Raw genomic sequence first — 12,850 nt, 5'->3', positions numbered from 1 at the left:
AAAACCGGCAAGGGGTTGCCTTGCCGGTTCTAGTATCGCGAAGGGTTAATTCGCTTATTTCTTATCAGCGTTTTTCTTTTTGTAGTCCGCATTTAGTCCATCCACCACTTGTTTGGTAATGTCCAATTTCGAATCTGCATACAATACACTTGGATTTTTCTGTGAATAGGTCAATACCAAAGTATAGCCGTGATCAGATGCATGTTTTTTCAAGTATTCGGTGATAGCTGTGTACACATTTCCAAACTCAGTCGCCTCATCTTGCGCTAATGAAGAAGATGCATTTTGATCTAGTCTACCTAGTTCATCTTGCTTACGTGCTAAGCGCTCTTCTGTTGCTTGACGCTCAGAAGCACTCATGGTATTCATCTTTTGTTGGTAATCGGCTACCTCACGTTGGAATGCTTGTCCTTTAGATTGCAAATCAGTTTGTGCTTTCTTAACTTTTGCTTCTAGCTTTGTTCTGATCTCTTTGTAGTATTCGTATTTCTCGGCCAATGTGTCGGAGTTTACGTATACAATTTTCTCTGTCGTAGCGCTGGTTGAGCTAGCTACTGCCGTAGAGTCATTCGTAGAAGTAGTGGCCTTTTTATCTCCATTTTGGTTACAAGAGGCAAGTAATGCGGCAGCGACAACAGTCGTAGCCAATTTTGTCCATGTGTTCATGCTAAGTTCAATTTTCAAATCAACAAGCAAACCTAACATAAAAAATGATAAATCACTAATCCATCTCCTACTTTACACGCGAAATCATCCTTATGAGTCCTATTTTTGCCTTGCCAATACGGGTGATTTTTCGTATTTTTGATATATAATTTCAAGAAATCTTTAAGCATATTTCATGAGCGAAGAAAATAAAAATGTGTCTACGTATTCCGCGGACAATATCCAGGTGCTGGAAGGGTTGGAAGCGGTTCGTAAGCGTCCATCCATGTATATTGGTGATACCGGAGTAAAAGGTTTACACCACTTGGTTTATGAGGTCGTGGATAACTCTATCGATGAGGCCGTAGCCGGATATTGTACTGATATTTTGGTTACCATTCATGAAAGCAATTCCATATCTGTACGCGACAACGGTCGGGGTATCCCAACTGGTATAAATAAAAAAGAAAACCGATCGGCATTAGAGTTGGTAATGACTGTATTGCACGCCGGGGGTAAATTTGATAAAGATACTTACAAGGTTTCCGGTGGTTTGCACGGTGTGGGTGTTTCCTGTGTGAATGCCTTATCAACCGATTTGCGTGCAGAAGTACACCGCGAAGGCAAAGTCTTTGTGCAAGAATATAAGCAAGGTAAGCCACAGTTTGATGTGAAAGAAATCGGAGAAAGTGATCGTACCGGTACGACTGTTACGTTTCAGCCAGATCCTGAGATCTTCACCATGACCACCATATACAATTACGATACATTGGCCAATCGCTTGCGCGAATTATCGTTTTTGAACAAAGGCATCACGTTGACCTTAGTCGATGAGCGCGAAACGGTAGAAGGTGGCGAATTCCGTCAAGATGTATTCCTTTCAGAAGGTGGCTTGAGTGAATTTGTGAAATATTTGGATGGCACACGCCAACCCTTGATTCCAGAACCGATTCACGTAGAAGGAATTAAACAAGGGATTCCGGTGGAGCTGGCTTTGCAGTACAACGATACGTTTTCGGAGAATGTGCATTCTTACGTAAATAATATCAATACCGTAGAAGGTGGTTCGCACGTGGCGGGATTCCGTCGTGGATTGACGCGGACATTGAAAAAATATGCTGACGAATCTGGCTTGCTGAAGAACTTGAAAGTAGAAATTACTGGAGATGACTTCCGCGAAGGTTTATCTGCGGTGATTTCGGTAAAAGTAGCTGAGCCTCAATTTGAGGGACAAACTAAAACTAAATTAGGAAACTCCGAGGTAATGGGTGCGGTGGATATGGCCGTGGGCGAAATCCTAAATACGTACCTAGAGGAGAATCCTAAAGAAGCTAGAACGATCGTACAAAAAGTCGTAATCGCAGCACAAGCACGTGCAGCAGCACGCAAAGCGCGTGAGTTGGTGCAACGCAAGACCGTGATGAGTGGTTCTGGTCTGCCAGGTAAATTGGCTGATTGTTCGAGCAACGATCCTGCATTATGTGAGATCTTCTTTGTCGAGGGAGATTCGGCGGGTGGAACTGCTAAACAAGGTCGTGATCGTAAATTTCAAGCCATCATGCCATTGCGTGGTAAGATCTTGAACGTCGAGAAAGCGATGGAGCATAAGATCTACGAAAACGAAGAGATCAAGAATATGTTTACCGCTTTGGGTGTCAGCATCGGTACAGAGGATGATCCAAAAGCATTGAACACAGCGAAACTACGTTACCACAAGATTATCATCATGACGGATGCGGACGTCGATGGTAGCCACATTGCTACCTTGATCTTGACGTTCTATTTCCGTTACATGCGCGAGCTGGTGGAGCAAGGTTATATTTACATCGCAACGCCACCATTGTACTTAGTGAAAAAAGGAAAAGAAGGCGAATATGCGTGGAATGAAGAGCAACGTATCGCCGCTATCCAACGTTTGAAAGGTGCAGGCCGGGAAGATAGCGTGCACGTACAACGCTACAAAGGTCTTGGTGAGATGAATGCGGAGCAGCTTTGGGAAACAACCATGAATCCAGATTTGAGAACATTACGCCAAGTAACGATTGAGAATGCGGCAGAGTGTGATCGTGTATTTTCTATGCTGATGGGTGATGAGGTAGCACCAAGACGTGAATTTATTGAGAAAAATGCGCGCTACGCGCGAATAGATATCTAAGCATCTTGCTTAAGGAAAATATCGGAGCTACTTTGTTAGACAGCCTGACAGGGCTAGGACTAGCAAAGTAGCTTTTTTTATGTCCAATTGGTCGAATTTTTGAACAAACATATACTATGAAATCTAAATTGAGAGTGTTAGTGGTAGGCTGCGGCAATATGGGAGCTTCTCATGCGCATGCGTATCATCACATGGACGACTTTGAGATTGTCGGGTTAGTATCCAAAGGTCAGAGTAAAGAAGCATTGAATGCGAGCTTGGGAGCAGATTATCCCTTATTTGGTGATTATTATTGGGCATTGGCTGAAACGAAGCCCGATGCGGTATGTATCTCCACCTATCCTGATACGCACGAAGCATTTGCCATTGCGGCCTTTGAAGCAGGTGCACACGTGTTTTTAGAGAAGCCTATGGCAGATACGATTGATGGTGCGCAACGTGTGATGGATGCTGCTATTAAAGCAGATAAAAAGCTCGTGATTGGTTATATATTACGTTATCATCCTTCATGGATTCAATTCATTGCGCAAGCGCGCGGAATGGGTACACCTTTGGTGATGCGGATGAATTTGAATCAGCAAAGTCAAGGTTATATGTGGGATGTGCATCGCAATTTGATGAAAACCATCAGCCCAATTGTGGATTGTGGTGTGCATTACATCGATGTGATGTGCCAGATGACCGATGCCAAACCGGTGCAAGTTTCTGCTATTGGAGCACGGTTGACGGATGATGTAGCATCAGATAATTATAACTACGGACAATTGCAGATCCGTTTTGATGATGGTAGCGTGGGTTGGTATGAGGCGGGCTGGGGCCCAATGATTAGTGAAACGGCATTTTTCGTAAAAGACGTTTTTGGACCTAAAGGCAGTGTATCTATTGTAGCTAAAGAAGCATCAGCTACAGGTAAATCACATTCTATCGATGCGCATACCAAAACGGAATCGATTCGTGTACATCATGCGGCAATCGATTCCGAGAATAAATTTGTTCGGGAAGACGAATACATTGATCTACAAGATGAGCCCGGTCATCAAGAGTTGTGTAACCGTGAGCAGCAATACTTTTTGCGTGCTATACAAGAGAACTTGGATTTGACTAGAGAGATGCAAGATGCCTTCAATAGCTTGCGCATAGCGATGGCATGTGATGAATCGGTCAAGACGGGCGAGATTGTCCGCCTAAGCGACATAGAAAAATAACGAATACTAAGTACAATGAGCAAAAGGCTGATTCCGGTAGAAATCAGCCTTTTGAATATATTCGCATAGTGTAACCATCCTGTCAGATGACAGGCAAAAGATACAATCTAATTATACACGTCTTGATTTGATACGAGCCGCTTTACCAGTAAGTCCACGTAGGTAGAACAATTTCGCTCTACGCACTTTACCGTAGCTGTTCACTACAATTTTATCAATGTTAGGCGAGTTTACAGGGAAAATACGCTCTACACCAATACTGTTAGATATCTTACGTACTGTGAATGTTGCGTTAGCACCTTCGCTGTTCAATTGAATAACTACGCCTTGGTACACCTGTACACGCTCTTTATTTCCTTCGCGGATTTTATAATGAACGCTAATGGTATCTCCGGCTTTGAAAGCGGGGATGTCATTTTTCGCTACCGCTTGTTCTTCTACAAATTTTACTAAATCCATGATTTCGAGTAATTATATTACGATTTTGTCCTGTGAAAATCGGAATGCAATATTACGGACAATTTCTTACATTTTGAAATTAATTTTGAAAATGTCTAAGGTTGCACTTTAATCTATAAATGTGCACCTCTGTTTACCGATCAAATAGGGCTGTTTTATTTCTGTGAAAAAATAATATGCAATAAATCAATGAATTAGTAGATTCTTTTGCACAGGGTATTGACAAGAATGAAAATGGTTGTATCTTTGTGCCACACAAACGAAGAAAGATTCGTTTTCGGGGTGTAGCGTAGCCCGGTATCGCGCCACATTTGGGATGTGGAGGTCGTAGGTTCGAATCCTGCCACCCCGACTAGAGTTACACTAAGTAACTACAAAAAGCCGCAAATTCAACGAATTTGCGGCTTTTTTGTTTTTATTCGTATCAAAATACCCCTATCAATATCAAGGAAAATGTGAACAATAAGGTGAGTCTTTTTATTTTTTAAATTTACTCACCAGTAAGCTTGTAATGAACTGTAAATCAGCATTATATCAAGTTTTCTATTTGCTCTTATTTGCAATCATTTGACACCTTTTATCGCCACTTAGTGAGTGTAGTGTATGAAGATGAAATAATATGGTTTTAAATAATACCAATTGATATGAGAAGTAAAAGCACATTTGGGATTCATTTTGTTGTTAGATCCCTAAAAACAGAAGTAGACAGCAAAGCTACAGTCTACGTCCGCATTGTGGTAAATGGTCAAAGAACGGAGATATCTTTAAAATCTAAAGTGTCTATTAGGGATTGGGATCACGTTCGAGGTAGAGCCAAAGGTAGGCGTGAGGAGATTGTCAGTCTTAACCAACACATCGAGCGAGTTCGATCCTTAATTACCGATGCTTATCACCAGCTCGTCCAAGAGCAATCTGAAGTTTCCATTGATACGGTTAAGGCTCGTTTTTTAGGCGAGGAGGTTGAGGTCTTTACAATCGATAAATTGATTGCTTATCATTCCTCCACCATGTCTTTAAGGCTTGCACCAGGTACTATTAAAAATTATACAACTACCGAAAGATATCTAAGAGAGTTTATTTTGCAATACTATGGCAAGAAGGATTATAAGCTGATAGATCTCTCTTATCGTTTCATTGTAGACTTTGAAACCTTCTTAAGGAATTATAAGCCTAAAGATCATCACCAGCCATTAAATAATAACGGGGTGATGAAACACATCGAAAGGCTTCGCAAATTGGCCAATCTAGCAGTAAGCTTGGAATGGATACCGCGTGATCCCTTTGCACAGTTTAAAAAGCATTTTGAAAGAGTAGAAAGAAAGTCCCTTTCGGCATATGAGCTACAGTTGCTTTCCGACAAGACCTTCAGCATTAAACGGCTTCAGCAGGTTCTTGATATGTTTCTCTTCAGCTGCTATACTGGATTATCCTTTATTGATTTATCTGGATTATCTAGTAGTCATATCGTGCAAAAGGATAATCGAAAAAAATGGATCTTTATAAACAGGACCAAAACCAATGAGCCCGTGCGAATACCCTTGCTGCCTCAAGCATTATTACTCATCGAAAAATACAAAGATGATGTGCGTGCACTGGAGAATAATACGGTTTTTCCTTGTATCTCAAATCAGCGGATGAATGGATACTTAAAAGAAGTTGCGGAAATATGCGGCATTGAGAAAACTCTCACTTTTCATATCGCTAGACATACTTTTGCCACCACAGTAACATTAAGTAATGGTGTGCCCATAGAGAGTGTTTCAAAGATGCTGGGGCACACTAGTATTCGAACAACACAGATTTATGCTAAAGTAATAGAACAGAAAATAGAGTCGGACATGGAAAAATTGGAATGTAGTCTTACTTAAATCAATTTGATGATGCATGATTTTTAATTAAATCATTTTAGAAGATTTTGGTATGGTCTGAATAAGTTTAGATAGAAAGTAGGATGTGCGAATTTGTGTACTATTAAAGTGACTATCTATCCGTCAATATATTTCTAATGTTTGACTTACGCGATACAAAATATCAATCTTGAGTTGTAAATTAGAATCACAATGTTATTAACCAATTATATAAAAATTACAAATTATGGCATTTTTAGGAGGAAGAGATCTAAGATTGTTTTTGAACAACAAAATTATTTCCGATTATCAAGAAACAAGAATAAAGCAGGCTGCTTATGAGCTCTCTTTGGGAGAGGAGGTTTACAGAACTGATGCTATAGATGGAAAAGTGGAGGTTCTCAATGACAAAAATAGGACTGTTACAATAAACCCTGGTCAATTTACACTTCTTATGACTAAGGAGACGGTTACAATTCCATCCGATAAGCTCGCATTTATATCTATCAAGGCAAAACCAAAGTTGAAAGGTTTAGTGAATGTATCTGGATTTCACGTGGATCCTGGTTTTTCAGGGAAATTACTTTTCTCTGTCTACAATGCCGGACCTTCGACTATAACTCTAAGACACGACGAACCTTATTTTTTGATATGGTTTGCAGAGCTCAAACAAAATCTTTTGTCAAACGATTTGTACAATAACAGTGGTAATAATCACCAAGATCAAAAAGGGATTCCCTCTGAGTATATTGATGCTTTAAAGAGTGGTGAGCTTGCGTCGCCCAGCGCATTACTAAAAAAAATAAAGGACGTCGAGAAAATAAAGATAAATAATGAGTATTTGCTTAAACTTTTCATAGGAATAGCAGTCACTATTGGACTAAAGATTATGTGGGACTCAAATGCTGAGCAAAAAGGGTATGAAATGAGGGTGTTGGAAGAACGTACTTTGAAAAATTTATACGAGCAGATTGATTCTATTAAATCTAATTCGATATCTTTGGGTAATATTGACAGTATAATAAGGGAATCAAAACAAACTCCCAATGGAATCAAATAATAAAGCATTTACTTATTTTGATGAAAGCTTCGACACAAAAGAACAGTTGCCTAGAGCTTTCTCCGTCTCTTTTGAAGAGATTGCGGGTGCTGATGTTCCACAAGTAAGAGTTGTGCTCGATGACAACCAACTAGGCGATATTATCAACGATAACTCTATCGAAAACGATTTTTATCGTTATCATGACATCTTCCACTATTCCTTTGCGACATTATTGGGATGGTCTCCTTGCGCGCGTGCTATGATGAAAAAAAAGCGTAAAAGTGACAGGATTATCGATGAAGTTCAAGATGGTGCACGCGCTGCTATTACTGAAGAAGCAATATCTTTAATAGTTTTCAATGAGGCTAAACGAAAAGATTACTTTGCTAATTCAAGAAGTGTTAGTAAAACTACTCTTAGGATTATTAAAGAAATGACAGAAAACTTTGAAGTGCACGTTAGATCTGAAAAGGACTGGGAATTAGCAATATTGGAAAGCTATAGGATTTTTAGATTATTAATTTGCAACAATGGTGGTAAGGTTTTGTTTGATATGAACAACAAGGAAATCAGTTACCAATCTGCTATTAATTAAGGGTCACAATATTTAAGATTCGCCGGCTATTGTCGGCTTTTTTTATATCTAATAATGAAAGATATATATATCAAAAAACAGTTACCTACTGCTAGTAAAGTTCTAGATACATATTGGAAATTTGCATGCGAGCGACAGAATATATTTTTTAAGAGAATATCCCGCAAATCCGTGCTTACTAACGATGAGATTTTAATAAAGCACAAATTTACAAATGCATATCGAGCTTCTGATCGAGTTAGTCAATATCTCATAAAGAATGTCATTAGATACCATAACCAAAATCACGAGGATACATTATTCAGAATTTTGTTATTCAAGCTATTTAATAAAATTAGCACTTGGGAGTTGCTAGAATCCGAATTAGGCGACCTAACATGGCGAGAGTATTCCTTCGATAAGTATAATAATATTCTATTGGAGGCCATGAAAGCAAAGGAGGCTATATATTCTGGTGCATATATTATGGCTTCTGGCAAGAGCTATTTTGGCTATCAAAAGAAACATGAAAATCATTTAAGACTTCTTGAACACATAGTTAAGTCTGGTTTCCTGACTAAATTACAAGGGGCTAAATCTATGGAAGATGTATTTCACCTACTGTTATCTTTCCCTACTATAGGAACCTTTCTGGCTTACCAATATACTATAGACTTGAATTACAGCGAACTCATTAACTTTTCTGAGATGGATTTTGTCTATCCTGGGCCGGGTGCTAAAGATGGTATCAAGAAATGTTTCACAAACTTTGGAGATTATACTGAAAGCGATATTATTAGGTATGTTACTGATATACAATATGAAGAGTTCGATCGTCTTGGTGTTACATTTTGTGATCTTTGGGGAAGGTCTTTGCAATTAATCGATTGTCAAAATCTATTTTGCGAAACAGATAAGTATGCAAGAGTTGCACATCCGGAAATCACTGGAATTTCCAACAGGATGAGAATAAAGCAGATATATTCCAAAAATTATTCCGATATTGAATATTATTATCCTCCTAAATGGGGTATAAACCACAAAATTCCTTTATCGGATGGAAAAACCAATAAAAATAATCTTATCACATCAAGATCAATGTGATAGTCAGGAAATTGATGTTATTAAAAGTGGAAATATATGGTACAAAAAAACGGAAAACTATTCCACAACTGTAAATTTTATCGATAACACAGCTATTGTATTAAACGATATCGATTTGGAAGCCGTAGTCGGGGATAATACGGTTATCAACCCCTTCATGGTAACCGAGGTATATATTAAAGAAGATGGCCAGTGGAAGATGGGATCGCTTACGTTCTCTCGTTTGCTGCGCCCGGTTAAAATGAGTAGCACTAGCAATAAATAGCCAGTGGCTGAACTTTTGGTCTAATAAGTGCAAACGGACACTCATCGTATTCATAAGTAGTCAATTAATGGTAAAATGGCAGACCTTAAGGGTCTGCCATTTTGCTTGGGAATGATAATAAACAGTATTTCAAACACCGCATGCTATTCCAATAAAATCCTACCAGCAATCGGTGCAAGAAAACGAGATTACTTCATATATAAATATCTGTATTGCTGAAAAGGTAATATTGGTTAGAATATCCGTAATACATATACTTAATCCTCCGTTTGTATCAGGAACTTTGTATAAGTAGCTTGTAATAAGCGAAAATAACACATCAAAAGTTTAATAAAAATGGATATGAACACTTCAAGAAAAATAAAATCAACACTGGTTGCTATGACGATAATTCTTGCAACAGCTGTAAATGCACAAACTACAGTCGGCCAAAATCTGGATAGCAAGCAAAAGGCTATTGTCGGCATCGCGGGTTTAACCGGTAAGGGAGATCTTTCAAAACTCCCGGATGAGTTAAATAGAGGTTTAGATGCCGGATTAACCATCAACCAAATTAAGGAAACGCTTATGCATGTTTATGCTTATGCCGGTTTCCCACGTAGTCTTCGGGGTTTACAGACATTTATGGCTGTCGTGGACGAAAGAAAGGCCAAAGGAATTAAAGATGTATTGGGAGCTGATGCGTCGCCCATTAGCGATAACCGAAGTAAGTATGAGCGTGGTAAGGCGATTTTGGAAGAGCTGAGCGGTGTTGCTGAGATTGGTCCCAAAACAGGATATGCGGCATTTGCTCCTACAATGGAGGTCTTTCTGAAAGAGCATCTATTTGCCGATATTTTTGAACGTGATGTACTGACTTATCAGCAAAGAGAATTGGTTACCATTTCGGTGTTGAGCGGTATTGGTGGCGTGGAGCCTATGTTACGCTCACATTTTAATCTTTCGCTAAATGTTGGTTTAACGCCAGTTCAGCTTCAGGAATTCGTAGCTGTAAACAAGCCATCGGCGAAAAGGAAGGCGATGCTACCCAAAAAGTGTTAGACGAGGTTTTGGCAAATAAGAAGTAAAATTTTAAAAAGAAAAATTATGAAAAAGTTAACAACAATAGCTGCATTATCAATGCTAATAACAACGACAGAAATGGCAAATGCGCAATCGACTGAAAAACGGTACGAAACCAATCCCTATACATTGGTTTACGAAGGTGCTTTAACAAACAATGAAAAAGGAAAAGTAAATATCCATCCGGTAAAATATAAATTAAATGGTATAGAAATAGTAGCAAATGTTTATACGCCCGCAGGATATGATGCTTCTAAGAAATACCCAGCAATTACTGTAGCCCATCCAAACGGTGGCATAAAAGAGCAGACCGCGGGATTATATGCACAGCATCTGGCAGAAGCAGGCTACATTACCATTGCGGCTGATGCCTCTTATCAGGGGGCAAGCGGCGGAGAACCCCGCCATACAGATAAACCGCAATTCCGGACAGAAGATATACACGGGATGGCTGATTTTATCTCACAATATCCGGGGGTTGATGCGAACCGGCTAGGAGCCTTTGGTATCTGTGGTGGTGGTGGCTATACCTTGAAAGCAGCCCAGTCCGACAAGCGCTTTAAAGCGGTAGCTACTTTAAGCATGTTCAATTCAGGTGAGGTAAGACGTAATGGCTTTAAGAACTCACAGCTGAACACCATTGAGGAACGTTTGAAACAGGCGACTGACGCGCGTGCACAAGAAATAGCTGGTGGCGAGATTCTTTTTTCAGGTGTAGCTAGCGTCACAGATGAAGAAATCGCTAAAACTCCGGCGGGCCTTTACCGCGATGGGTATGCGTACTATTACAGATCACATGCACATCCCAATTCTACATTCTTATACACAACGAGCAGTCTGCTTGACCTAATGGCTTGGGATGCTACCGATCAGATCGAATTGATTGATCAACCGTTGCTTATGATGGCTGGAGGGAATTCGGATACAAAATATATGACAGACGAGGCATTCCCGAAAGCGGTCAATGCTAAGAGTAAGGAATTGTTTGTTATTGAAGGAGCAGCCCATATCGAAACCTATTGGAAACCCGAGTATGTATCACAAGCGGTCGATAAGTTAGAAGGTTTTTTTAAAGAAAATCTAAAGTAGAAATGAATTGCAAATTTGTCAAAATGAATAAACCATCTCTTTTATTCGGATTTATGCTATCACTATCAATTAGTGGTAGCATTTCTGCACAGACAGTACAAAAGAAAAATCCCATAATCTTGGAAGATCAGGGAAGCTTTGCAGCGGGTGGCAGTGTGATCACAAACCCCGGTAAGTACGATCCTGTGAAACGGACGTCAGATGGACAGACCTACCACGGTGATCACGCTTACGTTTTTTATCAAAAGCCTGTGGATGCCAAAAAGTTGCCATTGGTGTTCTGGCATGGTATAGGTCAGTTTTCCAAAACATGGGAGACCACGCCAGATGGTCGAGATGGATTTCAGAACATTTTTCTAAGAAGAGGCTTTGGTGTGTACGTAATCGACCAGCCAAGACGTGGAAATGCCAGCCGAAGTATGGTAAAAGCAACCATATCACCAACACCCGATGAGCAGGACTGGTTCGGTACATTTCGCGTAGGGGTTTGGCCGGATTACTTTCCCGGTGTTCAGTTCTCCAAAGACCCTGAAACGCTTAATCAATATTTCCGATCCATGGCTCCGAGCATCGGACCTATTGATCCGGAAATTGTCACAGATGCTACTGCCGCTCTTGCTCAAAAGGTAGGGCCTTTGATTTTGGTAACCCATTCCCATTCTGGAGGATTTGGATGGATATCCGCCATTAAGAGTCCAAACGTAAAGGCTATTGTATCCTATGAACCCGGATCGGGCTTCTTGTTCCCTGAGGGAGAATTGCCAGCACCTATTGAAAGTTCAGCAGGGCCACTACAGGCTACAGCAATTTCACAGGAAGAATTTAAAAAATTAACAAAAATCCCTATCGTCATCTACTATGGAGATTTTATACCAGAAAAATACGATGCCAGCAATCCTGGTGCCGATGGATGAAGGGCAAGATTGGAAATGGCAAGGAAGTGGCGCGATACGGTCAATAAATATGGCGGTGATGTGACGGTTGTTCATCTACCGGAAATCGGACTTAAAGGTAATACCCACTTTCCTTTTTCGGATCTGAACAATATAGATGTGGCTGATGTCATGTCGAAATGGTTGTCCGAGAAAGGATTAGATAAATAGATTGCTGATGAAGATAATGAACGAATTGCTAAAAAAAGGAGCAACTGCTAACAAGAATTGAAATGAATAGACCACTTTTTTATAGAAGAAGCTTTTACACGTGCATGGCGGGCATTTGATAAAAAAACGGGCAAGATGGTTTGGGAAACATCCTTACCGGCCGCTAATAATGCCAATGTCTGCTCATTCTCTATTGGCGGCAAGCAATTTATTACCCTTGGAGTGGGTGGCATAAAAGAAAACCTATCGGGCTCTGTTATGGCGTTTGCACTTAAATAATTGTTTAATCTTAAAATCTAT

Annotated in this window: 14 protein-coding genes and 1 tRNA gene; 13 read left to right on the top strand and 2 right to left on the bottom strand. The window is 39.9% G+C overall.

The genetic code is table 11. The annotated features are described in order from the left end of the window. Window positions 1–54: 54 nt before the first annotated feature. Window positions 55–666 (bottom strand): OmpH family outer membrane protein, encoded by a 612-nt coding sequence (locus DC487_RS11440; RefSeq protein ID WP_116776361.1) that lies wholly within the window; start codon window positions 664–666, stop codon window positions 55–57. 175 nt (window positions 667–841) lie between these two features. On the opposite strand from DC487_RS11440, the gene gyrB reads away from it, so the two are divergent. Then, window positions 842–2,800 (top strand): DNA topoisomerase (ATP-hydrolyzing) subunit B, encoded by a 1,959-nt coding sequence (gyrB, locus tag DC487_RS11435; RefSeq protein WP_116776116.1) that lies wholly within the window; start codon window positions 842–844, stop codon window positions 2,798–2,800. A 116-nt stretch (window positions 2,801–2,916) separates the two neighbouring features. Beyond that, entirely contained in the window at window positions 2,917–4,005 is a 1,089-nt protein-coding gene (locus DC487_RS11430; RefSeq protein WP_116776115.1) for a Gfo/Idh/MocA family protein, read from the top strand. A gap of 111 nt (window positions 4,006–4,116) precedes the next feature. Here the strand turns inward: DC487_RS11430 and rplS are convergent, their stop codons facing one another. Next, window positions 4,117–4,464, bottom strand: coding sequence for a 50S ribosomal protein L19 (gene rplS, locus DC487_RS11425; protein WP_116776114.1), 348 nt, complete (start codon window positions 4,462–4,464; stop codon window positions 4,117–4,119). Window positions 4,465–4,742: 278 nt separating this feature from the next. Between rplS and DC487_RS11420 the strand changes: the two genes are divergently transcribed. From DC487_RS11420 to DC487_RS17455, 11 genes are all read left to right on the top strand, one after another. Next, window positions 4,743–4,816, top strand: a tRNA-Pro gene (locus tag DC487_RS11420). A gap of 292 nt (window positions 4,817–5,108) precedes the next feature. After that, window positions 5,109–6,332 carry a site-specific integrase gene (locus DC487_RS11415; RefSeq protein ID WP_116776113.1) on the top strand — a complete coding sequence of 408 codons (1,224 nt, stop codon included), beginning with the start codon at window positions 5,109–5,111 and terminating at the stop codon, window positions 6,330–6,332. Window positions 6,333–6,558: 226 nt separating this feature from the next. Beyond that, on the top strand, window positions 6,559–7,371 hold the full coding sequence (locus tag DC487_RS11410; RefSeq protein ID WP_116776112.1) for a dCTP deaminase domain-containing protein: 813 nt from the start codon (window positions 6,559–6,561) through the stop codon (window positions 7,369–7,371). Next, on the top strand, window positions 7,358–7,948 hold the full coding sequence (locus DC487_RS11405; RefSeq protein WP_116776111.1) for a nucleotide pyrophosphohydrolase: 591 nt from the start codon (window positions 7,358–7,360) through the stop codon (window positions 7,946–7,948). Before DC487_RS11410 ends, DC487_RS11405 begins: the two co-directional genes overlap by 14 nt. 54 nt (window positions 7,949–8,002) lie before the next feature. After that, the gene (locus tag DC487_RS11400; protein WP_116776110.1) at window positions 8,003–9,031 is read left to right on the top strand and encodes a nucleotide kinase domain-containing protein; all 1,029 of its coding nucleotides are present in this window, start codon (window positions 8,003–8,005) and stop codon (window positions 9,029–9,031) included. Beyond that, a complete protein-coding gene (locus DC487_RS11395) occupies window positions 8,985–9,296 on the top strand; it encodes a nuclear transport factor 2 family protein (protein WP_207774400.1) in 312 nt (103 codons plus the stop codon). The genes DC487_RS11400 and DC487_RS11395 overlap by 47 nt, the downstream gene beginning before the upstream one ends. Window positions 9,297–9,677: 381 nt before the next feature. Continuing rightward, window positions 9,678–10,337 carry a carboxymuconolactone decarboxylase family protein gene (locus DC487_RS11390; protein ID WP_239016373.1) on the top strand — a complete coding sequence of 220 codons (660 nt, stop codon included), beginning with the start codon at window positions 9,678–9,680 and terminating at the stop codon, window positions 10,335–10,337. A gap of 78 nt (window positions 10,338–10,415) precedes the next feature. Continuing rightward, on the top strand, window positions 10,416–11,447 hold the full coding sequence (locus DC487_RS11385; RefSeq protein WP_239016372.1) for an alpha/beta hydrolase: 1,032 nt from the start codon (window positions 10,416–10,418) through the stop codon (window positions 11,445–11,447). A 23-nt stretch (window positions 11,448–11,470) separates the two neighbouring features. Beyond that, window positions 11,471–12,361: an alpha/beta hydrolase gene (locus DC487_RS11380; RefSeq protein ID WP_207774398.1), complete on the top strand. Its 891-nt coding sequence runs from the start codon at window positions 11,471–11,473 to the stop codon at window positions 12,359–12,361. A 15-nt stretch (window positions 12,362–12,376) separates the two neighbouring features. After that, the gene (locus tag DC487_RS17315; RefSeq protein WP_207774395.1) at window positions 12,377–12,550 is read left to right on the top strand and encodes a hypothetical protein; all 174 of its coding nucleotides are present in this window, start codon (window positions 12,377–12,379) and stop codon (window positions 12,548–12,550) included. Window positions 12,551–12,616: 66 nt separating this feature from the next. Beyond that, entirely contained in the window at window positions 12,617–12,829 is a 213-nt protein-coding gene (locus DC487_RS17455) for a hypothetical protein (protein WP_449441375.1), read from the top strand. Window positions 12,830–12,850 lie beyond the last annotated feature (21 nt).

Source organism: Sphingobacterium corticibacter (genome assembly GCF_003076635.1).
Taxonomy (GTDB): Bacteria; Bacteroidota; Bacteroidia; order Sphingobacteriales; family Sphingobacteriaceae; genus Sphingobacterium; species Sphingobacterium corticibacter.
This window is presented reverse-complemented; position numbering and strand designations above follow the sequence as displayed.

What these genes read in the sequence shown, in the direction of transcription:
- DC487_RS11405 (WP_116776111.1), top strand. Translation starts at nt 7,358, where the DNA reads ATGGAATCAAATAATAAAGCATTTACTTATTTTGATGAAAGCTTCGAC.
- DC487_RS11395 (WP_207774400.1), top strand. Translation starts at nt 8,985, where the DNA reads ATGGAAAAACCAATAAAAATAATCTTATCACATCAAGATCAATGTGAT.
- rplS (WP_116776114.1), bottom strand. Translation starts at nt 4,464, where the DNA reads ATGGATTTAGTAAAATTTGTAGAAGAACAAGCGGTAGCGAAAAATGAC.
- DC487_RS11415 (WP_116776113.1), top strand. Translation starts at nt 5,109, where the DNA reads ATGAGAAGTAAAAGCACATTTGGGATTCATTTTGTTGTTAGATCCCTA.
- DC487_RS11410 (WP_116776112.1), top strand. Translation starts at nt 6,559, where the DNA reads ATGGCATTTTTAGGAGGAAGAGATCTAAGATTGTTTTTGAACAACAAA.
- DC487_RS11380 (WP_207774398.1), top strand. Translation starts at nt 11,471, where the DNA reads ATGAATAAACCATCTCTTTTATTCGGATTTATGCTATCACTATCAATT.
- DC487_RS11400 (WP_116776110.1), top strand. Translation starts at nt 8,003, where the DNA reads ATGAAAGATATATATATCAAAAAACAGTTACCTACTGCTAGTAAAGTT.
- DC487_RS17315 (WP_207774395.1), top strand. Translation starts at nt 12,377, where the DNA reads ATGGCAAGGAAGTGGCGCGATACGGTCAATAAATATGGCGGTGATGTG.
- DC487_RS11385 (WP_239016372.1), top strand. Translation starts at nt 10,416, where the DNA reads ATGCTAATAACAACGACAGAAATGGCAAATGCGCAATCGACTGAAAAA.
- DC487_RS11440 (WP_116776361.1), bottom strand. Translation starts at nt 666, where the DNA reads ATGAACACATGGACAAAATTGGCTACGACTGTTGTCGCTGCCGCATTA.
- DC487_RS11390 (WP_239016373.1), top strand. Translation starts at nt 9,678, where the DNA reads ATGACGATAATTCTTGCAACAGCTGTAAATGCACAAACTACAGTCGGC.
- gyrB (WP_116776116.1), top strand. Translation starts at nt 842, where the DNA reads ATGAGCGAAGAAAATAAAAATGTGTCTACGTATTCCGCGGACAATATC.
- DC487_RS11430 (WP_116776115.1), top strand. Translation starts at nt 2,917, where the DNA reads ATGAAATCTAAATTGAGAGTGTTAGTGGTAGGCTGCGGCAATATGGGA.